The sequence below is a fragment of the Blautia sp. St.27G3 genome (genome assembly GCF_059728505.1).
This window is the reverse complement of record NZ_BAAGFO010000003.1, coordinates 120,687-146,264: the sequence shown is the minus strand read 5'-3', so window position 1 is coordinate 146,264 and position 25,578 is coordinate 120,687. Positions and strand designations below refer to the sequence as shown.

The window sequence follows — 25,578 nt, the reverse complement described above, 5'->3', positions numbered from 1 at the left end:
GAAAGAAGGAATCGGACTGTGAATAATTTTGTATTGGAAGTGTGCGCGGATTCCGTTGAATCCGTGCTGGCAGCACAGAGCGGGATGGCGACCAGAATCGAGCTGTGCGGAAATTTGCTCATAGGGGGGACGACGCCGGGAATCTGTCTGTTTCAGAAAGTGCGGGAAGTATCGGATATCCGAATTCATGTTCTGATTCGTCCGAGATTTGGTGATTTCTGTTATACAGATTATGAGTTTGAAATCATAAAACGAGAGGTAGAGCAGTTTCGTGGGCTCGGTGCCGAGGGAGTGGTAATCGGTGTTTTGAAACAGGATGGAACGCTGGATCTGGAGCGTATGGAGATACTGATGGAAGCTGCGGGAACAATGTCTGTGACGCTGCACCGGGCGTTTGATTTGTGTCGAGATCCGTATCAGGCAATGGAGCAGGCCAAAATGCTTGGAATCCATACGATTCTGACGTCGGGCCAGAGAAACAGCTGCCGTGAGGGAAAAGAACTTTTGCGAGAGCTTGTTTCGATGGAAAAAGGAAAAACGGATATCCTGATCGGCGGCGGTGTTGACGCGGATGTGATCCGGGATCTGCAACCGTATACGAAGGCGCATGCGTTCCATATGTCTGGAAAAGAAAAGATCGAAAGCCCTATGAAATATCGGAAAGAGGGCGTGAGCATGGGGCTTCCTTTATTTGATGAATTTACGATTTTCCGGACCGGGGAGGAGAACGTGCGCAGGGCGCGGACTGTATTGGAAGAATTGTAAACATAATTTTAAAATAAGCCAGGGTGATGGATACAAAAACAGGAGGTGGAGAAGGCTCTTGTATTTTGTGGACACTACCCTGGTTTTGATTTTGGAAAATAATTTCGTATGGTCTTGCCTTTGTAGAGTGTCCGGATGCAGGAAGAGGGATTGTATTTACAGGAGTTTTTTGTTACATTAAACGTAAAAAAGAACAGGTATTATGCTGTGAATGTGTCTGCGGCCTGCGTATGGATGAAGATAAATACAAGAGGGGAGAAAGAAATAGATTATGGAAGAAAAAAAGACGATGCAAAAGGTGGATGTTACGGAAAAACTGTTTGATCAGAGCAGTGCAATCAAAGAATTTACGGCAGTTGTCAGATCTTGTGAAAAGACGGAAGGCGGATACCAGGTGGTGCTCAACCGGACGGCTTTTTTTCCGGAGGGAGGAGGACAGGACGGGGATAGCGGCTGGCTGTATGAGGCGGCCGTAGCGGAAACAGAGCCGGAGACCTCTTTTTTGGAGCAGAGAAGAAGCGCAACACTGCTCGGTGTGGTATGCGATACACAGGAAAAGAACGGAATCATTTATCACAAGACAGACCGACCAGTTGAGCCGGGGACGTGTGTAATTGGAAGGCTGGATTTTGAAGAACGGTTTATGCGGATGCAGCAGCATACCGCGGAGCATATCATATCCGGGATTGTACATCGTTTGCATGGATATGATAATGTAGGCTTTCACCTGGGCGTAGATGTGACGACGCTGGATTTTAACGGAGAACTAACCTGGGAACAGGTGCATGAGGCGGAGACTCTGGCGAATCGTGCAGTTTTTGACAACCTTCCGGTAGAAATCCTTTATCCGACCTCGCAAGAGCTGGAGCATTTGGTGTATCGCAGCAAAATTGAGATTGAAGGCCAGGTACGCATTGTTTCGATTCCGGGGGTGGATGTCTGTGCTTGTTGTGCGCCGCACGTGAACCGTACAGGTGAGATCGGCCTGATTAAGATTTTGACCTGTGACCGGCATCGTGGCGGATGCAGAATGACAATGGTAAGCGGAATAAGGGCGCTGGCGGACTATCAGATGAAACAGAACAGTGTGAGTGAGGTTTCGAGCGCATTGTCAGCAAAGCCACAGGAGATAGGGGCTGCGGTGCTTCGCCAGAAGCAGCAGATACAAAAGCTACGGGAACATTTGAATCAGCTTCAGGCCTCGTATCTTTCGGAAAAACTGTCCGGGATCACAGGGGAAGAAAAAACGGTATGTATTTTTGTGGAAGACTTTGATGCAATTGCGGTGCGCAATTTTGTCAACGATGCCATGGAGCGGTGCTCTGGAATCTGCGCTGCATTTGTGGGAAATGATTTGGACGGATATCGATATATTATAGGAAGCAGAAGTGCTGATACGAGGAATCTTGCGAAACGGTTGAATCTTACGTTTGAAGGGAAGGGCGGTGGAAAGCCTGAGATGGTGCAGGGGTCACTGAAAGGGATGCAATCCGAAATTCGCAGGGCGCTGGACGGACAGGCATGAATGGTAATGCGAATGAGGGAACAAAGTGGATGGAATTTATTTTATAAAATCTGTTGATAAAAATGATGAAGAGGGAGCCTCGATTCCGGAGAATCGACTCCTTCTTTTTAATTAAAAAATAGTATTGACAATCTGTTCATACTGTATATAATGAATATATACAGTATGACAAAATAAGTACAGTTAAACATTATCGGGAGGGAGGATACGGATTGAATATTATTATCAGTAATTCCAGTCGCCAGCCCATCTATGATCAGATTACTTCGCAGATGAAATCCAAGATTCTTGCCGGAGAAATGAAGGAGGGAGACGCGCTTCCTTCGATGCGTTTTCTGGCAAAGGAGCTGCGTATCAGTGTGATTACGACGAAGAGGGCATATGAGGAGCTGGAGCGGGATGGGTTTATTGCAACCGTTCCCGGGAAAGGAAGTTTTGTTGCCAGGAAAAATCTGGATTTTGTCCGGGAGGAGCAGCTGCGCAGAATTGAGGAGCACATGCAGGAAATTGTAGAGTTGTCGGTAGGATGCTCGCTGAGTTTGAAGGAACTGCAGGATATGCTGGAGCTGATTTACACGGGAGAATGACGAGTACATTAGAGAAATATTATAGAAAATATGGATAGATATTGTTTTGAAAAAGAGGAGCAGGAGGCTTTGCCGCCGGAAATGGAGGAGATATGGAACACGCACTGGAAATTAAGAATCTGACGAAAACGTATTCAGATTTCAAGTTGGATCACGTGAATATGGAGTTGCCGACCGGCTGTATTATGGGACTGATCGGGGAGAATGGAGCTGGGAAGAGTACGACAATCCGGCTGATTCTTGATCTTGCAAAAGCAGACAGCGGCGAGATCAAAGTACTGGGGGAACATCTGACAACGGAAAGCCGGGCATTGAAGGAGCAGATTGGTGTTGTCATGGATGAATGCAATTTCCCAGAGTGTCTGAAACTTCGTGAAATTGGGAAAATGATGCAGGGATGTTACAAGACATGGAACGCAGCGCGGTTTGAAGAACTGAAACAGAAATTTTGTTTGCCGGAGGGTAAATGTGTGAAGGATTTCTCGCGGGGAATGAAGATGAAACTTTCTATTGCAGTGGCGCTCTCTCATGACAGTAAGTTGCTGATTCTTGACGAGGCGACGAGTGGCCTGGACCCGATTGTGAGGGATGAGATTCTTGATATTTTTCTGGATTTTATTCAGGATGAGAGTCACAGCATTTTTATTTCCTCGCACATTTTAAGTGATTTGGAAAAGATTTGCGACTATATTACTTTCTTACATGAAGGCAAAGTGGTTTTCAGTGAAGAAAAGACAGAGCTGCTGGATAAATATGTGATTGTGCGGTGCAGCGAACAGGAATTGTCCTGCCTTGATCCGTCAGCGGTGATCGGCATGCGTAAAAGCAGTTTTGGAACGGAGGCTCTGGTGCTGCGGGGGCGGGTGCCTGAGGGCTATATCAAAGATCCTGCGACGATCGAAGATATTATGTTGTATCATGTAAAACATGGAGGGAAAAGATTATGATGAGTTTAGTATATAAAGATTTTATGAATCTGAGAGTTCAGGCCAAATTGTATGCACTGATTATCGCAGTGTGGACCGTAGTTGCAGGAATGGAAAAAAATCCGTCCTTTCTCGGAGGCGTCCTTTCGATCTTTTCAATATTGATTGCAATTACCTCCTGTGCATATGATGAAAGAGCTGGGTGGGATAAATACGCGCTTACTATGCCGATTGGGAAAAGGGAGCTTGTTTTGTCCAAATATGTGGTGTCATTTTTGATTCTTGGCGTTGGTATGCTGGTATTTACTGGATTAAACCTGTATCTGCAAACAGAACCGATGGAATTTCTGGGACAGATCGGCATTTTTGTGGCGCTTGGTCTTCTAGCGGCTGATATCGTATTGCCGATAATTTTCCGGTTCGGGACAGAAAAGGGCAGGACATTTTTGATGTTAATCTTTCTGGTTCCGGCGGTACTTGGGCTTGTGCTGGGCGAGTTGGAACTCCCGTTGAAGGTTACACTGACAGAAATGGAACTGAGTATAGGGATGCTTGGAGTGGGAATCCTGTTGCTCCCACTGTCTATGTGGATGAGTTTTCGGATGTATGGGCGCAGGGATATGCGGTCAAACGAAAACAGGAAGAACAGTATTTAAAGATAAAATAAGCTGCTGTGCAACTATAAGTTTTGAGGCAGGATGGATATTTGAAAAACATACCGTCTGCATCAAAAGTGAAAGTTGCGCGGCAGTTTTTTTGATGCGTTTTTTTATATGACAGATAAATTCTGAAATAGAAACACAGGAGAGGTTCATTCAGGGGAACGCTGCTGGGCATTGTCAGATAGAACCTGGAAATGGGATTAGTAAAATTTAATAAAAGGTTGGGTTAGATTTTATAACATATAAATGATAGACAGTAGAAAAAGATTGTGCTATCATATCTATACTACAGGTGAAAAGGAGATAAGATAAAACGGAGAAAAGGAGGAGATATGAAGAAAGTACTGGTATCCGCGTCGCATTTTGATACCCTGTGTGTTGAGGCGTGGAAGTTGTTTGAAGCACAGGGGATAGGTGTTATCTTTGACGCAAAGAAGCCGTTTCCTGCGTATACGACAGAGGAAATCGAGAATTGCCCGGAACGGGAGGATATTGCTGCGGTGCTGATCGGAATGGATGACTATCGGGATGAGCGGAAATACCGGGCGCTTCCAGGGTTGAAAGCAGTGGCAAAATTTGGTGTGGGTGTGGATAACATTGACGGAGAAATGGCAAAAAGGTATGGCGTGAAGGTATTAAATACGCCGGGACAGAACGCAAATGCAGTGGCAGAACTGGCAGTTGCCTTTATTCTGAATCTGCTTCGCCGCGTGCTCCCGCTTCATCAGGATATGGAAAAAGGAGAATGGAAACGCTGCGTCGGCGGTGAGCTCAGAGGGAAGACAATAGGGCTTCTGGGATTTGGGGCAGTTGCGCGCCTGGTTGCCAGAAAACTACAGGGGTTCGATGTGACTGTGCTTGCGTTTGATCTCTTCCCGGATGAAGAGATGGCGAAACGGCTCAATGTTAGGCTTACGACGCAGGAGGAGGTCATTTCAAAAAGTGACGTTGTCAGTATTCATATTCCGGCAACACCAAGGACGTATCATTTTTTTGACAGAGATCGGATTGCCGCTATGAAGGATGGTGCCTGCCTTGTAAATACGGCGCGGGGGGCGTTGGTAGATCTTGAGGCTCTGACAGAGGCGTTGCTTTCTGGTAAACTTGCGGGAGCGGCACTTGACGCGTTTGAGGAGGAACCGCTTCCTGCGGACGCCTCGATTTTAAAATGTGAAAACAGGATTCTTACGCCGCACACAGGGTCAGAGACAAAGGAGGCATATTATAATGTGAGTATGGCAGCGGCACGTGACATTATCCGGGTTTTGCAGGGGCAGGAGCCGGAACACTGTGTAAATGAGTGAAATACGCTGTGGTAGGGCAAAACAGAATATGATAAGATAACGGTAACTATGCCTGCCGGGCAATTCGGTGGAATGGATACGGACAGGCGCTATGATTGGAAAAGGAGACACGGTTAAGGGTACGATGGCAGAGCAGAGGTTTAAAATCGTCAGGGCAAAATTATCAGAACAGATTGCAGACAGGCTGGAAGACAGTATTTTGAATGAGGAGTTTGTAGATAGTGAAAAGCTTCCGTCGGAACAGCTTCTGGCAGAGGAGTTTCAGGTCAGCAAAAATGTAATAAGGGAATCGCTGAATCTATTAAAAGAGCGGGGCTTGCTTGAGACACGAAACGGAAGCGGGAATTTTGTGACGCGTCCGAAAGCGGATAATTTGTCAGATGTCATCGGACGGATGATAGTTCTTGATAATATTGATTACGGACAGATTTATGATACCAGAATGATTCTGGAGGTATCCGCATGTAAACGGGCGGCGCAGCGGATTACACAGGAAGAGCTTGACGCGTTGGGACATTTGCTAGAAAAACTGGAAGACAGGGGACTGCTTGTTTCACAGCGCAGAGAGATGGATCTGAACTTTCATATCCTAATTGCAAAAGCCTCCGGGAATCATCTTCTTGTAATTTTCATAGAAGCGATGAAAAATATTATTGAGGGCGCCATGTTTTTGAAGCGTGATATGAAGCGATGGGAGAGCGTGGAGGAATCGGTTGGCTTTCACCGGCGCATTTTGAGCGCTTTGGCCGCGCATGACGCGCCGGCGGCAGAGCAGGCGATGTCAGAGCATCTTTCTACCGCGCTGAAAAATATCGAAAGAATCATGCAGGAGCAATAGGAGTGGAATCCATTTGGGAGAAAGTGAAGTTGAAAAATTCAAAGCAAAGGCAGGGGTGAAAAAATGAAAAAGTTATATGGAACCGTGGTGCCGATTGTGACACCGTTTACAGAGGAAGATACCATTGATGTGGAATCCCTGAAAAATCTGGTGGATCATGTGATCGACGGCGGTCTGCAGGGAGTGTATCCGTGCGGAACGACAGGGGAAATGATGTACCTGACCGTTGGGGAGAGAAAGCAGGTTACAGAAGTGGCGGTGGCGCAGGCGGCGAAACGTGTTCCGGTATTTGCGCAGGTTGGCGCATGGAATCTGAGCGATACGATTGAACTGGCACAACATGCTGAGAAGACGGGGGCGGATGGCATCGGCGTTGTGACACCGGTTTTTTATAAATTGAGCGACCAGGGGCTGATTGATTTTTATACAGCGGTTGCAAAGAGTGTCTCAAAGGACTTTCCGGTTTATCTGTATGCGATTCCGCAAAATGCAGGGAATGATATCAATGCAGCTGTCTGTGAGGTCCTTGTGAAGCAGTGTCCGAATATTGTTGGGATTAAATACAGCTATCCGGATTTTACGAGGCTGCAGCAGCTTATGATGGTAAATGACCAGAAGTTCAGCGTGCTTGTGGGGCCGGATCATCTCTTTCAGCCAGTTTGCGCAGCAGGCGGAGACGGCGTGGTTTCCGGTAATGCGGGAGTCGTGCGCGAACATTATGCGGCTATCTGGGAGGCCATTCAAAAGAAGGATTTTGAGCTGGCTGCAAAATATCAGAGGCGTACCAACATTCTGAACGCTGTGATGTGTGCAGTCAATAATATTGCAGCGTACAAAGTGATTTTGAAGGCAGAAGGTGTCATCAGAACGAGCAATATGAGACGACCGATGGAAAATCTGACACCGGAACAGGAGTGGAGATTGCTGGATGAGATGAAGCGGCTGGACTATAAGCGGGTATTCGTCTGAGTAGGTTTTATTTATGTTAGATTGGCAGAAAGTTATAAAGGGAATATACATATGGAAATTATAAAAACAGTTTCAGAAAAGAGTTATAAAGAAAAGACGGAGGCTCTCTGTGAGAGGCTCCGTGTGCTCACGTTGGAAGATACCGTGGTGGCTTTTTCCGGTGGCGCGGACAGCAGTCTGCTTTTAAAACTTGCGGTATTGGCAGCCAGAGAAAACGGGACGAAGGTTTTTGGAATTACGGCTGGTACAAAGCTGCATCCGTTGAGCGACCTCGAATCTGCCAGAAAAATTGCAGAGGAAATCGGAGCAGAACATCTTGTGGTGCACATGGACGAGCTTGAGAAAGCAGGAATTATGAAGAATCCAGAGGATCGCTGTTATCGCTGCAAAAAGTATTTATTTGAAGAGTTGCAGAAAAAGGCGAAGGAACTGAAGGCCCCTGTTTTGCTGGAAGGAACGAATGCGGATGACTGCAAGGTATATCGGCCGGGGCTTCGGGCTTTGCAGGAACTTGGGATTATCAGTCCGCTTATGGAAGCGGGGGTTACAAAAGAAGAGGTGCGTCAGCTATCGCGGGAGTATGAGATTACGACGGCTGACCGTCCGGCGGCACCGTGTCTGGCTACGCGTTTCCCATATGGGACGGTTCTCACGTGGGAAAAACTTCGGCTTGTAGAGCAGGCAGAGACTTTTTTGAAAACCTTTGGGTTTTATAATGTCCGGCTGCGTGTGCATGATTCCTGTGCAAGAATTGAAGTGGATGAGAAAGAGTTTGCGCTTGTGTGCAAGAATAGCAGAGCGATTGTTGATTTTATCAGTGGGCTTGGATTTGATTATGTGACGCTTGATCTTGGCGGATTTCGTTCGGGGAGTATGGATTTGCACGTGGCGAACCGGAAAATGGTGGAAAAAGAATAAGAAAATATTTTGTAGATTAGTTGCCGCAGGTAAGATATAATAGATAAGAATAGCGAAAAAATGTAGTAAAACGTTGGTGTTTCTACGACGGGAGAGGTTATGTACAATTTACAGTATTCTTATTATGAGCTGACCTGGCTGTTTCTTGCCTATTCTGTGATGGGCTGGTGTGCCGGCGTTGCGGTTGCAGCAGTGAAACGAAAGCGGTTTATCAATACCGGCGTGCTGAATTTGCCGCTATGCCCGGTATACGGTGTTTCTGCGGTTGCCTACAGTGTTTTTCTGGCAGATCTGAAAGAGTATCCTTTGTTTTTATTTCTGGGCGGTATTGTGATCAGTTCTTTTCTGACCGTAATTACCGGGATTCTTCTCGAACATATTTTTCATCGGAAGTGGTGGGATTACAGCAAATATCGTATTGGCTTTAATGGGTACATAACGGTTCCGTTGCTGCTGTTTTTTGGCGCAGCTGCACTTGGAATCATCTGGATTGGAAACCCACTTTTGCTTCAGGTGATTCATCTGATGCCGTACGCGGCAGGCAGGCTGAATCTGATGATTTTCATGGGCTTTGTGGGTGTCGATCTTTTAGGAGCGCTGGCAGTTGTCCTGAAATGGCGCAGTTATATTGATACCATGTCAGGTATGACGGACAATATGCAGAAGGTTTCGGATTCATTTGGCAATGCGATTTCCAGGACAGTCAAGAAGCGTCTGGAGCGCTCTTATCCGAATCTTTCCACAGAAAAAATTCTGGCAAACCGGGCAAAGGAGCCGGTCAAAGAAAAAACAAGGTTTGCGGAAGGTTGCGGATTTTATAAGCTGGTATGGCTGTTTTTGCTGGGTTCGTTTTTCGGTGATCTTGTGGAAATGATATTCTGTCGTTTTTCTCTTGGCTGGTGGATGAGCAGGAGCAGTGTGGTGTATGGTCCGTTCAGTATTGTATGGGGGCTTGCATGCAGCCTGTTGACTGCACTGATGTATGGCTACAGAGGAAAAAGTGACCGCTATCTGTTCTTCTACGGAACAGTTGTGGGTGGTACGTATGAGTATGTGTGCAGTGTGGCGACGGAGATTCTGTTTGGAACTGTTTTTTGGGATTACAGCAGTATTCCATTTAATCTTGGAGGCCGGATTAATCTGCTGTTTTGCTTTTTCTGGGGGATTGTGGCGGTAATCTGGGTGAAGGGGATCTATCCGTTTCTGTCACGGTTGATTGAGAAGATACCAAAACGAATCGGCCCGGCGTTTACCTGGATTCTGATTGTATTGATGGTGATCAATATAGGTATATCGGCACTGGCGCTTGACCGTTATGCAAAAAGGCAAAGAGGCCAGAGCCCGCAAAATACAGTGGACCAGATGCTGGATGAACATTTTCCGGATGCGCGCATGGAACGGATCTATCCGAAAGCCAAGATTGTGGATATGGAGTCAGTCCAGCAGAAATAACGGCGTTTTGACCAGAGCGCTGGCTGAACAAAAGAAAAAGATAAAAAAGAGGAAAAATATGAAAAAGAGGGATTATAATGCGGATTTGATTCGCTGCGTGGCAGTATATTCTGTCCTGTCCGTGCATTTTTTGCTGCGCACCGGGTTTTACAGTGAGATTGTGGAAGGGCCTTTGATGGTTTTTATGTGCATGTACCGTTCTCTGTTTATGGCCTGTGTTCCTCTGTTTATGATACTGACCGGGTATCTGATGTGTCAGAAAATACTTTGCCGCAGTTACTACAAGGGCATTTGGAAAACAGTGGAGATTTATGTACTAGCGAGTATCGCGTGTCTGCTTTTTAAGCGTTTTGTGCTGAATTATGATATGACAATCAGGAAAGCAGTACTGGATATTCTCAGCTTTGATGCGGCGAATTATGCGTGGTATGTGGAGATGTATTTCGGACTGTTTCTGCTGATTCCGTTTCTGAATCTGATTTACAACGGGCTGCGTTCACAAAAGGAAAAGAAAATACTTTTGCTTACTATGATCGCGCTTACAATGTTGCCAAAGATTCTGAACAATTTTGATCTTACTACAGAGGGATGGTGGAGCAATCCGCCCGTATCAAAAGAGTATAATCCCATAGTACCAGGATTTTTTACAGCGATGTACCCGATTACCTACTATTTTATCGGGGCATATCTGCGGGAATATGGCTGGAAACTCAAGAAAAGATGGAATTTGCTGCTTCTGTTCGGAGCAGTGGCAGGATTTGGTTTGTACAATTATTACCGAAGCTACGGCGTTAAATTTATCTGGGGCAGTAATTCTACCTGGGGCGGGGAAAACATGATCACAGCAGTGCTTCTGTTTACGCTGCTGCTTCATTTGCATCCGGAGCGTTGGCCGCGACCAGTGAAGTCCTCTCTGGTATTTATTTCAAAAGTGTCCTTTGGGCTTTATCTGGTATCGTGGATTGCGGATCAGATTGTGTATGGCAATTTTCTTAATCCGCATGTCATGGTAGTGAGTGAACGTTGGAAATATTATCTGGCGGCAGTGCCGGCTTCCTTCCTTCTTTCCCTTGGAATGTCCACAGTCCTTTCACTTGTGCAGGGAGTACGGCGCATGGGCTGGGCACTTGTGAAAAGCAGGAAGTAAAAATAAAAATGGAGTTGAATTTTTACAGCGGGATGTATATACTAACTATAGATCAGCGTTGTGTTTGACGGTGACATGTAAAAGGGAGTAACTGGCATATTCGTATGTATCTTCCTGCGTCAGTACGAGGATGGCCTTAGGCCAGAATCCGCAGAAGGTTGAAACAGTGAGACTTTTGCTGCAATGTTTTATTGTGGCAGAGGTCTCTTTTTTTGTACCTTTCAGGCATGGGGCTGGTGAAGAACAAACAGAAGGATATCGAACGAGAAAGGGAGGAAATTTTATGGAGTTTTTAATGGAGGGTCTTTTTATGCTGACCTGGCAGCAGCTTGTGATGTACGCAGTGGGAATTGGCCTCATCTACCTGGCAATCAAAAAAGAGTATGAGCCGGCGTTGCTTTTGCCGATGGGATTTGGAGCCATTTTGGTCAATTTGCCGGTCAGCGGCGTTTTGAATCAGGTGCTGCCGGGAGTCGGAGAAATCAATGGTATCATCGAGTGGCTTTTTCAGGCGGGGATTGAAGCTTCAGAGGCAATGCCGATTTTGCTTTTTATCGGGATCGGTGCGATGATTGATTTTGGACCGCTTTTATCGAATCCAAGAATGCTTTTGTTTGGAGCTGGCGCGCAGTTCGGGATTTTTGCGGCGATTCTTCTTGCAACAGTGCTTGGGTTTGATCTGAAAAATGCTGCATCAATCGGAATAATCGGTGCAGCAGACGGGCCCACCTCCATACTCGTTTCGCAGATTCTGAAATCCGATTATGTCGGACCAATCGCAGTCGCTGCGTATTCTTACATGGCCCTTGTTCCGGTATTACAGCCTTTTGCGATTCGTCTGGTAACGACGAAAAAAGAACGCGGAATCCGCATGAAATATGAACCGGCAAGTGTGAGCAAAAAAGCCCGGATTGTGTTTCCGATTGCAGTGACCATGGTCGTGGGACTGGTGGCGCCCTCATCGGTAGCTCTGGTTGGTTTTTTGATGTTTGGCAATCTGGTGCGGGAATGTGGCGTTTTAAATACCATGTCGGAGACTGCACAGAATAACCTTTCCAACCTGATCACCTTGCTTTTGGGAATTACCGTTTCTTTCAGTATGCAGGCAGAACGTTTTGTGACAGTTCAGACACTTATGATTCTTTTGATCGGTGCGTTCGCATTTTTTGCCGATACCATTGGCGGCGTTTTGCTGGCTAAATTAATGAACCTTTTTACGAAAGAAAAAATAAATCCCATGGTCGGGGCAGCAGGAATTTCTGCGTTTCCAATGTCATCACGGGTGGTACAGAAAATGGCGCTTGAGGAGGACCCGGGAAATATCTTGCTGATGCATGCAGCGGGAGCAAATGTTTCCGGACAGATCGCATCGGTAGTGGCAGGCGGCCTGGTGATTCGTTTGGTGACAGGATTTTTGGGATAGTAGCTTGAATTAAAAGAGATTTGCAGCACAGGATCATCAATATGATATAAAAGAAGGAGTGGTTTTATGGGAAATATTCAGATTGCATTTGAAATGATGTGGAAAGGTATGTCGGGAATTTTTGTTACGGCTCTGGTGCTTATGGTGATTGTGTATTTGCTTGGTAAAATTGGAAAATAGAAAAATTGGGGCTTGTTGTATCTCCATTTATTCCAAAATTATCAGAAAAGTGTTAGATTCAGGAATTTTTTTGGAAAAATATTATTAAGAAATCCTTAAGAATGTCCCCTTTACTTGGTATGAAGGAAAAACTGTGTTACGATGAAAATCAGTTCAGAAGAAAAGCCGGAATGTTGCCGGAAGAACACAGCTTTGTTGGCGGATTTATTACAGCAGGGAGAGACAACATGATTAAGATATTGATAGTGGAAGACGAGGAACCGATTGCAAATTTAATCCGGATGAATCTTGTAAAAGCAGGGTATCAGTGCGAGATTGCGCCCGACGGTGAGGAAGCGGCCAATATCATACAGGAACGGACCTTTGATCTGATGCTTTTGGATATTATGCTGCCCAAGCTGAATGGCTATGAGGTGCTGGAATATGCGAAAGCAGTGGATATTCCTGTGATTTTTCTGACTGCAATGGGAGAGACACAGCAGAAAGTCAAGGGACTTAAGATGGGAGCGGAGGACTATATTGCGAAGCCGTTTGATATTGCAGAGCTTCTGGCACGTGTGGAGACGGTACTTCGCCGTTACCAGAAAACAGAACGGCATCTCGTTTTTTTGGATATAGAGATTGATACGGATTCTAGAACGGTGATGCAGGGCGGACATCCGGTAGATCTTACGACAAAAGAATATGAACTGCTGCTTTTGTTTCTGCGGAATAAGAACCGGGCGCTTTACCGTGAGACGATTTATGAGAGTGTCTGGGGTGGAGAATACAGCGGCAGAGGTCGGACGGTAGATCTGCATGTGCAGCGGCTGAAGAAAAAGCTTGGCCTGGAAGAGCACATTGCAGCGATATATAAGGTGGGGTATCGTCTGATCGTATAACGGAGGAGCTATGAAGTTATCCTGGAAACTGTTTTTTATCACGACACCGGTATTTATCATTTTTTTGACGCTGTTTGGTACATGGATCATTCAGGAAAACTTCCAGAGCAGCCTGAAGCAGGAAGTGGAGCGCTGCATGGTAGAGAATCAAATGTTCCAAAATTCTTACGAGCTGACGAAAAATGCGTTGTCTGAGGATCAGTTGGAACAGGCATCTGTGCGGAAGATTGTGGAGAGCTTTTACCGCAGAAAGGGAGAAGCATACGGAAATGCCAGAGTGCTCGGGGCCGGCTGGGAGGTGCTATATCAGGACAATAGCCTGCATATTGAACATCATATTATGGATGCATTGGATAGTGAACATAATGTGGGCTATGAAATTGTGCAGAAGGAAGATCAGTTTTATGTAATCGTTATGTGTAAAAGCACATTTGGCGATTATATTGAGACAACGAAGAATATTACCGAAATATTTGATGATAGGACAGATCAGTATTCAAGGTACCAGCTGGGCGTGTTGACGGTTGCGTCTCTGGCAGGTTTCTCCATATTGTTTGTGCTGTTTTTTGTAATGCGTAATATGAAAAAGCTTTCCAGGGCAACAAGACAGTTTGCAAGAGGAAAATATGATGTACGCGTGATGATCCGGGCGCATGATGAGATCGGAACGCTGGCGGAAGATTTTAACTGGATGGCAAATGCAATGAACATGCAGATGCAGCAGTTGCAAAATGAAGTACAGAGGCAGGAGGAATTTACGGCAGCCTTTGCCCATGAACTGAAAACCCCTCTGACTTCGATTATCGGTTATGCAGATACCATGCGCCAGATGGAGCTGTCGCCGGAGGAACGGGATATGTGTGCGGATTATATTTACCGTCAGGGAAAACGTTTGCAGTCGCTTTCGTATAAGCTTTTGGAGATGACACTGGCAGGGAAAAAGGATGTCGACAGCAAAGAAATTTCCGTTCCGGAATTTTTACAGGAGATACAGAAAATAGTTTGTGTTTCGCTTGAAGAGAAGCAGCTTACGCTTTATGTTTCTGCGCAGGAGGGGATGATTTTCGGAGATCGGGAGCTGCTGGCTTCTGTTTTTATCAATTTGATTGATAATGCAAGAAAAGCGTCTGAGCCCGGAAAATCAATTTGGGTGACGGGAATGGCTTTGCCGGGCGGTTATTCGATCGTAGTGGAAGATGAAGGGCACGGACTTTTGCCGGAAGAGCTGTCGCGGATTGCGGAGCCTTTCTATATGGTAGATAAATCAAGAGCCAGAAAAGAAGGAGGGGCAGGACTGGGGCTGGCACTTTGTCGGAAGATTATTGAACTGCATCAGGGAAGCTGGCAGTTTGAGAGTGAGCCGGGAAAAGGGTTGCGCATTACGGTACTGTTCGGGCTTCCGGAAGTAACGGGGCGCAAACACAAAAGAATGCGGCGAATAAAGCGCCGTGAACTTGCACGTAAAGGGCGCCATGCCGGCAAAATAGGGGTAATCGAATGACAGAAAGACATAGATGGAAAACGGTGTTGCAGTACGTGTTTGGGATGTTGGCGCTTGCTGTATGCACTGCGCTTGCTATTTTTATTCCTGGCTTGTATGCCACATGGCAGGATGAGAATCTGATCCATAAGGTGACACTGGAAAACAGAGAGAATATTGAATTTATTGATGTGCACTCTCTGGATTTAGAGGGACGTTTGAAGATTTTACAGGAAGCGGAATCGATAGGAATCGCGGAAGAATTTAATACCTGGACTTATGGCGTAAATGAACACGAAATTGAGATAAAGGTAGAGGAGCTTATAGAAAGCTGGTATGAAGCGGGGCTTTTGCCAGAGCCTCCGAAAAAGGAGACCTCAGTGGAACTTCCGTATTACATGATGAGTTTTTCTCCTGTAAATATTGAGGCTGGACATGCTCGGCTTCCTGTATATATCGGACGTTTTGGTCTGCAAGGTTCTGAGGATGTTCTGACCGTTGTTATAGATCAGGAAAAAGAAATTCTTTATTATGCATCGGTAAGTGGAAACTATGCGATGAATTATATGGCAAATGAGCTTGGATATGAAAATGCAGATGTTTTGAAAAAAGAGTGTCTGACAGGAGATGCATGGGAAAGATTTTTAGGCACCCAAGGACAGACAGGAACAGAAGAAAAAGATTATGCTTCCGTCTGTGGGGCTGCGGGGGCGAAGTATTCCGAAGCTGGGGAAGCTTTTGAGGAGAATGTCGAACTGGAATTTGAGACATTTCAGGGTTATGCGTACCGGAGGATCATATACAGTGAATATGGATTTGGTGTGGCAGTAATGTATGGAACGGAACAGTGGTGCGATGTATTGCAGAATGCGTCAGATTGGTACGGTTTTCAAGAGAGACGCTGCAGTGTAACTACAATGTATCTGACCTTGCGGGAAGAGATGGATGTTGTGGTACAGAATGAAGTTTCAGAAAAAGAAATAAAAGCGGAAAGTGCCAATCATAACATTCATTAAAAAAGATACAAATTAGATACAAATTTGAAGAAATTATGATACATTAAAGAAATATTCTCTTTGTAGAAACTGGCGTCAGGCATGTATGCAGCATTTTGAGGGGAACCATGCTGCCGGGGATTGGATATGGAGGGGATATTTGAAATGTCTATATATGAATATGCGATACAAAAGGAGAGGCGAAAAGAAAGCAAAAATGCGGCGCAGGTGCGTCGGCGCATTTTGACAGGTGTGGCGATTATCCTGGGAGGCGCAGCAATTTACTGGGGAACACAAGCTTCTCTGGTAGGCGTTCCGACGGTTGGACAGCATTTTCGGGCAGAGCAGGTAAATGAGGAGGGGAGCAGCCAGGCACGTATTACAAACGCGACATGGAGGACAGAAAAGGGAGCAGAGGAGGCAGATAGTAGTCAGCTTATATCGACAGACTTTGATCCTCTTATACTGGTAAATAAGGAACATGCGCTTCCGGCAAATTACAGTGTAACACTTCACTGGCTGGCGAACGGGTCCTGTGCAGTCGCGGAGGAGATGTACGAAGCACTTAGCAATATGCTGACGGCTGGTTCAGATGCAGGACTGGAATTTGTGGTGGCATCCGGTTATCGCGATGCAGCGTATCAGCAGCGGCTTCTGGAGGAGGATATTCAAGCCAGTATGAGCCGGGAGGGGATGACTTGGCAGCAGGCATACGAAAAAGAAACGCAGGAGACAATGCCGCCTGGCTACAGCGAGCATGAGACCGGACTTGCGGTGGACATTGTGTCGCTGGGGTATCAGATTTTGGACAGTGGACAGGAGAATACTCCGGAAAATAAATGGCTCAGAGAGCATTGCAGTGACTACGGCTTCATTTTAAGATACCCGGAAGGAAAAGGGGATATTACGGGGATTCATTATGAGACGTGGCATTTTCGGTATGTTGGGGATACCGCAGCGCGTGAGATTATGGGCCGTGGCATTACATTAGAAGAATATTTAGACGGAAAGTGAAACTTTTTTGGGAATTTCAGCATCTAATAAACAGAAAGGTACCTGTCGGACAAGCAGCAGGAGAGAGCGACAGGGGAGGAAGAGTTGATGATAACAGCAGAAGGTATTGGAACAGCCCTTCGTGAGAGGGGGCTGCTGAGGAGGATCGAAGGGGAACAAGGGGGAAAAGAGATTCGTTGGCTGACCAGTGATTCTCGGAAAGCAAAGGCGGATACTTTGTTTATTTGCAAGGGGGCGGCGTTTCGGGAAGTGTATCTTTCCGAGGCCGCAAAAAGGGGAGCAGTTGCTTATGTCAGCGAAGTATCTTATGCCAGGGGGAAAGGACTGACTGGTTTTGTAGTGAGCGATATCCGTAAGGCAATGGCAGTTATTTCCGGTGTATTTTTTGCTTACGAGCCCGGACGTCCGCAGCTTACCGGAATAACCGGGACAAAAGGAAAAACCACCACGGCCTGGTACCTGAAGTCTATGCTGGATGAATGGAAGCGGGAACAGGGCGAACCGGAGACCGGACTTCTGTCAACGATACAGAATTATGATGGGGAAAACTGGGAGGATGCTGTTATGACGACCCCGGAGGCTCCAGAGCTTCATGAGTTTTTGGCGAGAGCGCGGAAAAACCACGTTTCTCATGTGACCATGGAGGTTTCGAGCCAGGCGCTGAAATACAGGCGCGTCAGCGGTATCCAGTTCCAGGTGGGGATTTTTCTGAACATTTCAGAGGACCATATCAGCCCTGTGGAGCACGAGGACTTTGAGGATTACTTCAGTGCAAAGTTGTCGATGTTCCGGCAAAGTGAAGCGGCCTGTTTGAACCTGGACTGCGACTATGCGGAGCGGATTTTGAAGGCAGCCAGAAAAGCAGGCAAAATTGTGACATTTGGTCATCATCCTAAGGCGGATTTGCACTGCTGTGAAGTGCGGGTACAGGATGAGCATATCAGCTTTCGGGTAAAGTGTGATCGTTTTTCTGAGCGATTTCAGCTCGCCATGAAGGGTAAATTCAATATAGAGAACGCGATGGCCGCGATTGCGGCAGGATACGTTTACGGGATACCGGTTCACTGCATGCAGCGTGCGCTCGCAGAAACGCTAGTGCCGGGAAGGATGGAGACTTTTTCAACAAAAAACGGAAAAATCTGTGGAATTGTAGATTTTGCACATAATCGGCTGAGTTTCGAAAAGCTTTTCGATGCGGTTTTTCAGGAGTATAGTTCTTATAAAAAAATAATTACGGTATTTGGCTGTCCGGGCGGAAAGGCATTGAACCGCAGAAGAGAGCTTGGTATTATTGCGGGTTTGTTTTCGGATCATGTGGTGATTACTTCAGATGATCCTGGCCTTGAATGTCAGGATGCGATTGCCCGGCAGGTACGTGGTTATGTGGAGATGACTGGCTGCATGTGTGAATGTGTGGAAGAGCGGGAAGAGGCAGTGGCACGGGCAGCAGAGATTGCAGAGGCATATGGGGAGAAAACGATGATTCTGCTGCTTGGAAGAGGCAGTGAAAAGTTTCAGAAGATCGGCACGGATTCTCTGGCATATCCGACGGATTCAGAACTGATGCGGGCGGCGGTGCAGCAGTATGACAGGGCAGAAACACATCGATAAACATCGAATTATGGACGGGCGTTGTTTTTGATTTACATTTTCCGGAAAATGATTTATGATGAGTTTGAGGTAAATCATCGAATAAATCATAGAAGAACAAGGCATCCTTTTTAGGAGGATGTGCGTCAGAGGAGAGCGGAAAATGTTAAAAGATCTGGTAATTGCAAACAGAAGTTATCGCGGCTATGATGAGAGCCGTCGTATTACGCGCAGGGAATTGCTTGAGATGGTGGATTGTGCGAGACTTTCTGCCTCGAGTGTTAATCAGCAACCCCTGCGCTATTATCTTGCCTGGGAAAAGGACGAGGTAGACCAGATTCAGGCGTTGACGAAATGGGCGAGGGGCCTTCCGGATATGACACTTCCTCATCCTGGGATGTGTCCGACGGGTTTTATTGTGATCTGCCAGGATACGAGGGTATGGGAATCACTTACACGTTTCCAGAAGGATGTGGGAATTGTGGCGCAGACAATCTTACTCAGTGCAGTTGAAATGGGACTTGGAGGTTGTATGATCGGAAATTTTCATGCCTCTGAGGTGAAGGAGACATTGAAACTGGAGGAGTATCTGGCGCCGCTTCTGATTGTTGCGCTGGGGAAGCCGAAGGAAGAAATTGTACTTACAGAGATTGAGGAAGGCGAGCCGGTTGCTTATTACCGTGATGAAAACGATATACACTATGTGCCGAAACGCCGGTTGGAAGATATTGTACTGAATTGACAAAAAACAGGGTTTCTTTCCGCGCTGTGTAACCAGACTGGCAGGAATGTAATATGCTATGATAGAGTCATAAAAGAGAAGGAGTCTTTCAATGAAAGAGATAATTGCAGGGCTGTTGGTTCCGTTTCTCGGAACATCGCTGGGAGCGGCCTGTGTATTTTTTCTGAAAAAAGAATTGAATCAGAAATTACAGAAATCGCTCCTTGGGTTTGCGTCAGGCGTCATGGTAGCGGCCTCCGTATGGTCGTTATTGATTCCGGCTATGGATATGTCAGAGAAAATGGGACGCTTTGCATTTGTCCCGGCAGTAGTTGGTCTCGGGTTGGGCTTTGTTTTTTTACTTGCAATGGATAAACTCGTGCCGCATCTTCATCTGGGATGCGACGAGGCCGAAGGACCAAGTGCGAGACTGAAAAAAACGACAATGCTGCTTTTGGCAGTCACGCTGCATAATGTTCCGGAGGGAATGGCAGTGGGCGTTATATTTGCGGGCATGCTTGCGGATCAGTCTGAAATTACACTAGCGGGAGCTTTTGCACTTTCGATTGGTATTGCAATCCAGAATTTTCCGGAGGGGGCCGTTATCAGTTTGCCGCTTCGCAGTGAGGAGGGCATGAGCCGTCCGAAGGCATTTCTCATGGGGGTGCTGTCCGGCGCCGTGGAACCAATAGCGGCAGTGATCACAATTTTGCTGTCACGTTTCATTATTCCACTGTTGCCGTATCTGCTTGCGTTTGCCGCGGGCTCTATGCTTTATGTCGTTGTCGAGGAGCTGATACCGGAGACGGCCGAGGGGAAACACAGTAATCTTGGTACAATTGGATTTGCAGTGGGATTTGCACTGATGATGATTTTGGACGTGGCGCTTGGATAAAGAAAGTGTCAAATGCAGTACGGAGCATCCGGGCTGAGGAGACAGGATAAAGTGGTGAAGGTACAATGAGAACAATGAATCTTACAGAGGGCAGACCCTGGCGCCTGCTCCTCTTTTTTTCTTTACCGCTGATGGCGGGAAATATTTTTCAGCAGCTGTACACGATTGTCGATACGGCAGTTGTGGGCAGGGTGCTCGGAGTGGACGCGCTGGCGGCCCTCGGAGCCGTAGACTGGTTGAACTGGCTGACACTTGGAGCGATACAGGGATTTACGCAGGGCTTTGCAATTTTGATGGCGCAGAAATTTGGCGCGCAGGAGTATCAGAGGCTTCGTCAGGTTGTTGCAAATTCTGTGATTCTTTCTGTGATCTGTGCAGCAGTGCTGACGGTGACAAGTGAAGGATTGGCAGGAACTGTACTTGGACTTTTGCAGACACCGGAAGAGATACGACAGATTTCCATGGCATATCTGAGAATTATTTTTGGCGGGATTCCGGTTGTGATGGCGTATAATCTGGCGGCGGCAATCCTGCGGGCACTCGGTAATGGAAGGACGCCGCTTGTCGCAATGGTGATTGCATCTGTAATGAATATTGGCCTGGATTTTCTGTTTGTTCTGGGATTTGGCTGGGGAGTGCAGGGGGCTGCTGCGGCAACTGTTCTGGCGCAGGGGCTTTCTGCGGTCTATTGTTTTTTACATATTTGCAAACTGGAAATTCTGCGTATGGAGAGGACTGACTGGAAAATGCAGGCAGCCCTTGGTACCAGACTGATGAAGCTCGGTGCTCCGATGGCTTTTCAGAATACTGTCATTTCTGTCGGAGGAATGATTGTCCAGATGGTTGTAAATGGCTTTGGCGTTGTTTTTATTGCAGGATTTACTGCAACCAACAAATTGTACGGACTTTTGGAGACTGCGGCCACTTCCTACGGATATGCAATGGTTACGTATGCAGGGCAGAATCTGGGCGCAGGAAAATTAAAGCGTGTTTCGAAGGGGTTGCAGGCAGGGCTTGTAATTTCTGTGTTTACTTCGCTTTTCATAACCGCATGTATGATTGGATTTGGGAAAGTGATTCTTGGGTGCTTTATATCTGCGGAAGGCGCGCAGGGAGAGGCAGCACTTCGAATTGCCTACCGTTATCTGTGCATTATGGCAGTGTTTTTGCCGGTTCTGTATCTGCTGCATGTGACAAGAAGCTGTATTCAGGGACTTGGCAATACCGTGCTTCCGATGGTGTCCGGCATTGCGGAGTTTATCATGCGTACCGGCGCAGCGCTTTTGCTTCCGGTGCTGTTTGCAGAAAATGGTATTTTTTATGCAGAGGTTTTGGCCTGGGCCGGAGCGGATTTGATTCTGGTTCCGAGTTACTTTTATGTCAGGCGGCGGTTGGAGCAAAATGGGATGAAATGGAATAGAAGCACATAAAGAAAAGGATAAATAGTCAGAAAGGAGCACAATATGCAGTATCGGGGAGATAGCAAGGGGAATCAGATTTCTATTTTGGGTTATGGATGTATGCGTTTTACGAAAAAAGGGTCCGCAATTGATCTGGAAAAGGCGGAGCAGGAATTGATGTATGCAATCCGACATGGGGTAAACTATCTGGATACGGCATATATTTATCCGGGAAATGAAGAAGCGGTGGGAAAGATTCTGGCAAAAAATAAGTGCAGGGAAGAGGTGTACCTTGCAACAAAGCTGCCGCATTATCTGATTCGTTCCGTAGCGGGGGCGCAGAAGAAGTTTCAGGAAGAGCTTGTCAGGCTTCAGACGAATTATGTTGATTACTATTTGATGCACATGTTGAATGACGTAAAGACATGGGAGAAACTTGTGTCCATTGGCATACGGGAATGGCTAGAAGGGAAAAAGGCCTCGGGAGAGATTCGTCAGATTGGTTTTTCTTACCATGGAAACAGTGGAAATTTCAAAGCGCTGCTGGATGCATATGATTGGGATTTTTGCCAAATTCAGTATAATTATCTGGATGAGTACAGCCAGGCAGGCCGGGAGGGATTGAACTATGCGGCTTCAAAAAACATACCCGTGATTATTATGGAGCCTCTGCGCGGAGGTCGTCTGGTAAACAATCTTCCTGTACAGGCAGAGGAAAAGATTGCAGGCAGTGGTTTTACGCCGGCAGAGCTGGCACTTCGCTGGCTGTGGGATCAGCCGCAGGTGACTTGTGTGCTTTCGGGTATGAACTCCCTGGAGATGGTACAGGAGAATATTAGGATTGCAGAGACGTCTGAGGCCGGAGTCTTTGGGGAAGAAGAGTACGAGCTGACCAGGCAGGTAAAAAGAGAGATCAACCAGCGAATGAAGGTGGGCTGCACGGGATGCGGCTATTGTATGCCCTGCCCCAAAGGGGTTGATATTCCGATGGCGTTTCATTGCTACAATGTGAAATATACAGAAGGGGGAAAATCAGGGAAGTGGGAATATTTGCAGTCTACGGCAATGCGCCGGGAATCCTCGAGTGCGTCCTTGTGTATCGGGTGCGGCAAGTGTGAGACGCACTGTCCACAGGGAATTCCCATCCGGCAAAAACTGAAAGAGGCGGTGGATGAACTGGAGACACCGTCGTATCGCCTGATAAAATGGGCGGTAAAAACATTCGGGATTTACTGAGAACGAGACCACAGTGACCTTCCATGCAGAAACAGAATATGATAAATGGTAGGATGTTTTTTATGCTGTTTTGATTTGAAAAAAGGAAGGAAAATGGTTTTATGGATATTATTGTGCGACCTGCGACAAAGAATCCCTGTTATCAGGCAGGAAGAAGAATTATACCCAAAGGAATTATGCTTCACAGTATCGGGGTGCCGCAGCCTGATCCGAAAGTGATTGTGAACAACTTTAACCAGCCGGGAGCGGACAGCTGTGTACATGCCGTGATCGGTTTGGGCGAGGAAGTATATCAGCTCCTTCCGTGGGATTACCGTGCCTGGCACTGCGGGAGCGGACCAAATGGAAGCGGAAATAATACGTATATCAGTTTTGAGATGACAGAACCATCTACAATCAAATATACATCCGCGGCCAACTGGGTGGACCTTGATCCGGCGGCAACTCGCAGTTTTATTCAGCAGATTTATAAAGTTGCCGTGAGATTCGCAGCATATCTTTGCAGACTCTACGGATTTGACCCGGAGGGGAAAGATGTTATCATATCACATGTGGAGGGGTACAGAATGGGAATTGCCTCGAATCATGCAGACGTGGAGCATATCTGGGATCGTGAAGGACTGTCTATGGCACAGTTCCGCCGTGACGTGGCTGCCGAGCTCAAAAATCCGGGTGGCGACGATGGGGAAGAGGAGAAGCTTCCATATATTGTTCAGGCGGGGGCCTTTCAGGATGAGGAGAATGCCCGAAGGCTGGTCGAACAGCTGGAGGTAGCAGGATTTTCCGCTTATGTGAGAAAAATCTGAGCAGTTGATTTATGGAAGTGCCTGTGATAAACTGGCAATACATGACACAAAAAAGGGTCCGGGGCTGTCTCACATTTCATGTGCCAGCCCCGGAATACGGAAAGTTGAGGATACGATGCGCTGGAACAAATTTACATTGAAAACAAAAACAGAAGTTGAGGATATTGTGATTTCATCTCTGGCGGATGCCGGAGTGGAGGGTGTGGAAATCGAAGATAAGGTGCCGCTCTCGGAGTCCGATAAACAGCAGATGTTTGTGGATATTTTGCCGGACTGTCCGGAGGATGACGGGATTGCGTATCTGAGTTTTTACCTCGATGAGGATGCAGATAAAGAAGCCATTCTTGCCAGGGTGAAAGAAGAGCTCGAGGAGCTGAGAAATTTTTTGGATATCGGAGAGGGAACGATTACCGAGAGCCAGACGGAGGACAAAGACTGGATCAATAACTGGAAGGAGTATTTTCATCAGTTTTATGTGGATGATATTCTGATTATACCGTCGTGGGAAGAGGTAAAAGAAGAAGACCAGGATAAAATGATCATCCATATCGATCCGGGAACTGCTTTTGGAACCGGGATGCATGAGACGACACAGCTGTGTATGCGTCAGCTCAAAAAATATGTGACACCTGAGACAGAGCTGCTGGATGTTGGGACAGGCAGTGGCATTTTGTCCATTGTGGCCTTAAAGCTCGGGGCAAAGCACGCAGTGGGGACCGATCTTGATCCGTGTGCGATTACCGCTGCGAAGGAAAATCTCGAAGTGAACGGGATTCCTGAGGGTATGATGGAGGTTATGATTGGCAATATTATTGATGATAAAGCAATCCAGGATGCAGTCGGCTATGAAAAATATGATATTGTAGCTGCGAATATTCTCGCAGACGTACTGGTTCCGCTGACTCCTGTGATTCTCGGGCAGCTGAAGAAAGGCGGTATTTATATTACATCGGGAATCATCGATGAGAAGGAAGAGACGGTAGTGAATGCGGTGAAAGCAGCAGGACTTGAAGTCGTCGAGGTAACACGCCAGAAGGACTGGGTATCTGTGACTGCACGGAAGCTGTAATCATACGACAGGAGACGGGGAAGATGTATCATTTTTTTGTGCAACCAGACCAGATTGGCGAACAGGAAATCCGGATAGAGGGCGGCGATGTGAACCATATCCGGAATGTGCTGCGGATGGCTCCGGGAGAGCAGGTGACAGTCAGCGGTATGGAAGGTGAAAAAGAGTACCGCTGTGAAATCTTGCAGATGGAAGAGGACTGTGTTAAGCTGAAAATTCTGTGGGCACAGGATGCGGATACGGAGCTGCCTTCGCGCATCTGTCTGTTTCAGGGATTGCCGAAAGGCGATAAGATGGAGCTGATTATCCAGAAAGCTGTGGAGCTTGGGGTACATGAGATTGTGCCGGTGGCGACAAAACGCACAGTGGTAAAGCTGGATAAAAAGAAAGAGGAAGCAAAAAGAAAACGCTGGAACGCGATTTCTGAGAGTGCGGCAAAGCAGTCAAAACGGATGCTCATACCGCAGGTGAGGCCGGTCATGAGTTTTGGAGAGGCAGTGGAATACGCGAAAACATATGACAGAAAGTTCATTCCCTATGAACTGGCAGACGGTATGGAAAAGACAAGGGAGCTGATCGGGACATTGCGTCCGGGCGAGTCCGTTGCTGTTTTTATCGGACCGGAAGGCGGCTTTGAGGAAAAAGAAGTCGCATTGGCAGCTGAAGCTGGGGCGCATCCGGTCACGCTTGGCCGCCGGATTTTGCGGACCGAAACAGCTGGGATTGCGGTATTGTCTGTTCTGATGTTTCATCTGGAAGCCGGAGAAGAAAGCAAAAAAGCAGAATAAAAGGAGG

25 protein-coding genes are annotated in these 25,578 nt (G+C 46.8%); all 25 read left to right on the top strand.

Features of this window, described 5'->3' with window-relative positions:
• Positions 1–18 precede the first annotated feature (18 nt).
• Positions 19–765, top strand: coding sequence for a copper homeostasis protein CutC (locus AC6I2O_RS14610; RefSeq protein ID WP_120392966.1), 747 nt, complete (start codon positions 19–21; stop codon positions 763–765).
• A 150-nt stretch (positions 766–915) separates the two neighbouring features.
• Positions 916–1,089 carry a hypothetical protein gene (locus AC6I2O_RS14605; RefSeq protein WP_497743053.1) on the top strand — a complete coding sequence of 58 codons (174 nt, stop codon included), beginning with the start codon at positions 916–918 and terminating at the stop codon, positions 1,087–1,089.
• Positions 1,037–2,290 (top strand): alanyl-tRNA editing protein, encoded by a 1,254-nt coding sequence (locus AC6I2O_RS14600; RefSeq protein WP_497743052.1) that lies wholly within the window; start codon positions 1,037–1,039, stop codon positions 2,288–2,290. Before AC6I2O_RS14605 ends, AC6I2O_RS14600 begins: the two co-directional genes overlap by 53 nt.
• A 212-nt stretch (positions 2,291–2,502) precedes the next feature.
• Positions 2,503–2,877 (top strand): GntR family transcriptional regulator, encoded by a 375-nt coding sequence (locus tag AC6I2O_RS14595; protein ID WP_120392967.1) that lies wholly within the window; start codon positions 2,503–2,505, stop codon positions 2,875–2,877.
• A gap of 92 nt (positions 2,878–2,969) precedes the next feature.
• Entirely contained in the window at positions 2,970–3,824 is an 855-nt protein-coding gene (locus tag AC6I2O_RS14590; RefSeq protein ID WP_120392968.1) for an ABC transporter ATP-binding protein, read from the top strand.
• The gene (locus AC6I2O_RS14585) at positions 3,821–4,459 is read left to right on the top strand and encodes an ABC-2 transporter permease (RefSeq protein ID WP_120392969.1); all 639 of its coding nucleotides are present in this window, start codon (positions 3,821–3,823) and stop codon (positions 4,457–4,459) included. The genes AC6I2O_RS14590 and AC6I2O_RS14585 overlap by 4 nt, the downstream gene beginning before the upstream one ends.
• Positions 4,460–4,797: 338 nt before the next feature.
• A complete protein-coding gene (locus AC6I2O_RS14580) occupies positions 4,798–5,769 on the top strand; it encodes a phosphoglycerate dehydrogenase (protein ID WP_120392970.1) in 972 nt (323 codons plus the stop codon).
• 91 nt (positions 5,770–5,860) lie between these two features.
• Positions 5,861–6,607 (top strand): FadR/GntR family transcriptional regulator, encoded by a 747-nt coding sequence (locus tag AC6I2O_RS14575; RefSeq protein ID WP_497743051.1) that lies wholly within the window; start codon positions 5,861–5,863, stop codon positions 6,605–6,607.
• A gap of 63 nt (positions 6,608–6,670) precedes the next feature.
• Complete coding sequence (locus tag AC6I2O_RS14570; RefSeq protein ID WP_497743050.1) at positions 6,671–7,576, top strand: dihydrodipicolinate synthase family protein; 906 nt, start codon at positions 6,671–6,673, stop codon at positions 7,574–7,576.
• A gap of 51 nt (positions 7,577–7,627) precedes the next feature.
• Positions 7,628–8,494, top strand: coding sequence for an ATP-dependent sacrificial sulfur transferase LarE (gene larE, locus AC6I2O_RS14565; protein ID WP_120392973.1), 867 nt, complete (start codon positions 7,628–7,630; stop codon positions 8,492–8,494).
• Between the two features lie 99 nt (positions 8,495–8,593).
• The gene (locus AC6I2O_RS14560; protein WP_497743049.1) at positions 8,594–9,946 is read left to right on the top strand and encodes a putative ABC transporter permease; all 1,353 of its coding nucleotides are present in this window, start codon (positions 8,594–8,596) and stop codon (positions 9,944–9,946) included.
• A 58-nt stretch (positions 9,947–10,004) separates the two neighbouring features.
• On the top strand, positions 10,005–11,093 hold the full coding sequence (locus AC6I2O_RS14555; protein ID WP_497743048.1) for an acyltransferase: 1,089 nt from the start codon (positions 10,005–10,007) through the stop codon (positions 11,091–11,093).
• A 283-nt stretch (positions 11,094–11,376) separates the two neighbouring features.
• Entirely contained in the window at positions 11,377–12,516 is a 1,140-nt protein-coding gene (locus AC6I2O_RS14550) for a sodium ion-translocating decarboxylase subunit beta (RefSeq protein ID WP_120393108.1), read from the top strand.
• A 407-nt stretch (positions 12,517–12,923) separates the two neighbouring features.
• The gene (locus tag AC6I2O_RS14545; protein ID WP_120393109.1) at positions 12,924–13,577 is read left to right on the top strand and encodes a response regulator transcription factor; all 654 of its coding nucleotides are present in this window, start codon (positions 12,924–12,926) and stop codon (positions 13,575–13,577) included.
• A gap of 10 nt (positions 13,578–13,587) precedes the next feature.
• Positions 13,588–15,078 carry a sensor histidine kinase gene (locus tag AC6I2O_RS14540; protein WP_497743047.1) on the top strand — a complete coding sequence of 497 codons (1,491 nt, stop codon included), beginning with the start codon at positions 13,588–13,590 and terminating at the stop codon, positions 15,076–15,078.
• Positions 15,075–16,073, top strand: coding sequence for a hypothetical protein (locus AC6I2O_RS14535; protein ID WP_120392978.1), 999 nt, complete (start codon positions 15,075–15,077; stop codon positions 16,071–16,073). Before AC6I2O_RS14540 ends, AC6I2O_RS14535 begins: the two co-directional genes overlap by 4 nt.
• 144 nt (positions 16,074–16,217) lie before the next feature.
• Positions 16,218–17,066 carry a M15 family metallopeptidase gene (locus AC6I2O_RS14530; protein ID WP_497743046.1) on the top strand — a complete coding sequence of 283 codons (849 nt, stop codon included), beginning with the start codon at positions 16,218–16,220 and terminating at the stop codon, positions 17,064–17,066.
• Between the two features lie 87 nt (positions 17,067–17,153).
• Positions 17,154–18,677, top strand: a complete 1,524-nt coding sequence (locus AC6I2O_RS14525; protein ID WP_120392979.1) for a Mur ligase family protein — start codon at positions 17,154–17,156, stop codon at positions 18,675–18,677.
• A gap of 142 nt (positions 18,678–18,819) precedes the next feature.
• Positions 18,820–19,398: a nitroreductase family protein gene (locus AC6I2O_RS14520; RefSeq protein ID WP_120392980.1), complete on the top strand. Its 579-nt coding sequence runs from the start codon at positions 18,820–18,822 to the stop codon at positions 19,396–19,398.
• Positions 19,399–19,489: 91 nt separating this feature from the next.
• Positions 19,490–20,272, top strand: a complete 783-nt coding sequence (locus tag AC6I2O_RS14515; protein WP_120392981.1) for a ZIP family metal transporter — start codon at positions 19,490–19,492, stop codon at positions 20,270–20,272.
• A 65-nt stretch (positions 20,273–20,337) separates the two neighbouring features.
• Positions 20,338–21,702 carry an MATE family efflux transporter gene (locus AC6I2O_RS14510; RefSeq protein WP_120392982.1) on the top strand — a complete coding sequence of 455 codons (1,365 nt, stop codon included), beginning with the start codon at positions 20,338–20,340 and terminating at the stop codon, positions 21,700–21,702.
• Between the two features lie 33 nt (positions 21,703–21,735).
• A complete protein-coding gene (locus AC6I2O_RS14505) occupies positions 21,736–22,908 on the top strand; it encodes an aldo/keto reductase (protein ID WP_120392983.1) in 1,173 nt (390 codons plus the stop codon).
• Positions 22,909–23,009: 101 nt separating this feature from the next.
• Positions 23,010–23,714, top strand: coding sequence for an N-acetylmuramoyl-L-alanine amidase (locus AC6I2O_RS14500; RefSeq protein WP_120392984.1), 705 nt, complete (start codon positions 23,010–23,012; stop codon positions 23,712–23,714).
• A gap of 115 nt (positions 23,715–23,829) precedes the next feature.
• Positions 23,830–24,783, top strand: a complete 954-nt coding sequence (gene prmA, locus AC6I2O_RS14495; protein WP_120393111.1) for a 50S ribosomal protein L11 methyltransferase — start codon at positions 23,830–23,832, stop codon at positions 24,781–24,783.
• Positions 24,784–24,806: 23 nt separating this feature from the next.
• Positions 24,807–25,571 (top strand): 16S rRNA (uracil(1498)-N(3))-methyltransferase, encoded by a 765-nt coding sequence (locus tag AC6I2O_RS14490; RefSeq protein ID WP_120392985.1) that lies wholly within the window; start codon positions 24,807–24,809, stop codon positions 25,569–25,571.
• The last annotated feature ends 7 nt before the right edge of the window (positions 25,572–25,578 follow it).

Bases quoted from the DNA above. Each gene is read 5' to 3' on its own strand.
- AC6I2O_RS14600 (WP_497743052.1), top strand. From the start codon at position 1,037: ATGGAAGAAAAAAAGACGATGCAAAAGGTGGATGTTACGGAAAAACTG.
- AC6I2O_RS14590 (WP_120392968.1), top strand. From the start codon at position 2,970: ATGGAACACGCACTGGAAATTAAGAATCTGACGAAAACGTATTCAGAT.
- AC6I2O_RS14585 (WP_120392969.1), top strand. From the start codon at position 3,821: ATGATGAGTTTAGTATATAAAGATTTTATGAATCTGAGAGTTCAGGCC.
- AC6I2O_RS14580 (WP_120392970.1), top strand. From the start codon at position 4,798: ATGAAGAAAGTACTGGTATCCGCGTCGCATTTTGATACCCTGTGTGTT.
- AC6I2O_RS14575 (WP_497743051.1), top strand. From the start codon at position 5,861: ATGATTGGAAAAGGAGACACGGTTAAGGGTACGATGGCAGAGCAGAGG.
- AC6I2O_RS14570 (WP_497743050.1), top strand. From the start codon at position 6,671: ATGAAAAAGTTATATGGAACCGTGGTGCCGATTGTGACACCGTTTACA.
- larE (WP_120392973.1), top strand. From the start codon at position 7,628: ATGGAAATTATAAAAACAGTTTCAGAAAAGAGTTATAAAGAAAAGACG.
- AC6I2O_RS14560 (WP_497743049.1), top strand. From the start codon at position 8,594: ATGTACAATTTACAGTATTCTTATTATGAGCTGACCTGGCTGTTTCTT.
- AC6I2O_RS14555 (WP_497743048.1), top strand. From the start codon at position 10,005: ATGAAAAAGAGGGATTATAATGCGGATTTGATTCGCTGCGTGGCAGTA.
- AC6I2O_RS14550 (WP_120393108.1), top strand. From the start codon at position 11,377: ATGGAGTTTTTAATGGAGGGTCTTTTTATGCTGACCTGGCAGCAGCTT.
- AC6I2O_RS14545 (WP_120393109.1), top strand. From the start codon at position 12,924: ATGATTAAGATATTGATAGTGGAAGACGAGGAACCGATTGCAAATTTA.
- AC6I2O_RS14540 (WP_497743047.1), top strand. From the start codon at position 13,588: ATGAAGTTATCCTGGAAACTGTTTTTTATCACGACACCGGTATTTATC.
- AC6I2O_RS14535 (WP_120392978.1), top strand. From the start codon at position 15,075: ATGACAGAAAGACATAGATGGAAAACGGTGTTGCAGTACGTGTTTGGG.
- AC6I2O_RS14530 (WP_497743046.1), top strand. From the start codon at position 16,218: ATGTCTATATATGAATATGCGATACAAAAGGAGAGGCGAAAAGAAAGC.
- AC6I2O_RS14525 (WP_120392979.1), top strand. From the start codon at position 17,154: ATGATAACAGCAGAAGGTATTGGAACAGCCCTTCGTGAGAGGGGGCTG.
- AC6I2O_RS14520 (WP_120392980.1), top strand. From the start codon at position 18,820: ATGTTAAAAGATCTGGTAATTGCAAACAGAAGTTATCGCGGCTATGAT.
- AC6I2O_RS14515 (WP_120392981.1), top strand. From the start codon at position 19,490: ATGAAAGAGATAATTGCAGGGCTGTTGGTTCCGTTTCTCGGAACATCG.
- AC6I2O_RS14510 (WP_120392982.1), top strand. From the start codon at position 20,338: ATGAGAACAATGAATCTTACAGAGGGCAGACCCTGGCGCCTGCTCCTC.
- AC6I2O_RS14505 (WP_120392983.1), top strand. From the start codon at position 21,736: ATGCAGTATCGGGGAGATAGCAAGGGGAATCAGATTTCTATTTTGGGT.
- AC6I2O_RS14500 (WP_120392984.1), top strand. From the start codon at position 23,010: ATGGATATTATTGTGCGACCTGCGACAAAGAATCCCTGTTATCAGGCA.
- prmA (WP_120393111.1), top strand. From the start codon at position 23,830: ATGCGCTGGAACAAATTTACATTGAAAACAAAAACAGAAGTTGAGGAT.
- AC6I2O_RS14490 (WP_120392985.1), top strand. From the start codon at position 24,807: ATGTATCATTTTTTTGTGCAACCAGACCAGATTGGCGAACAGGAAATC.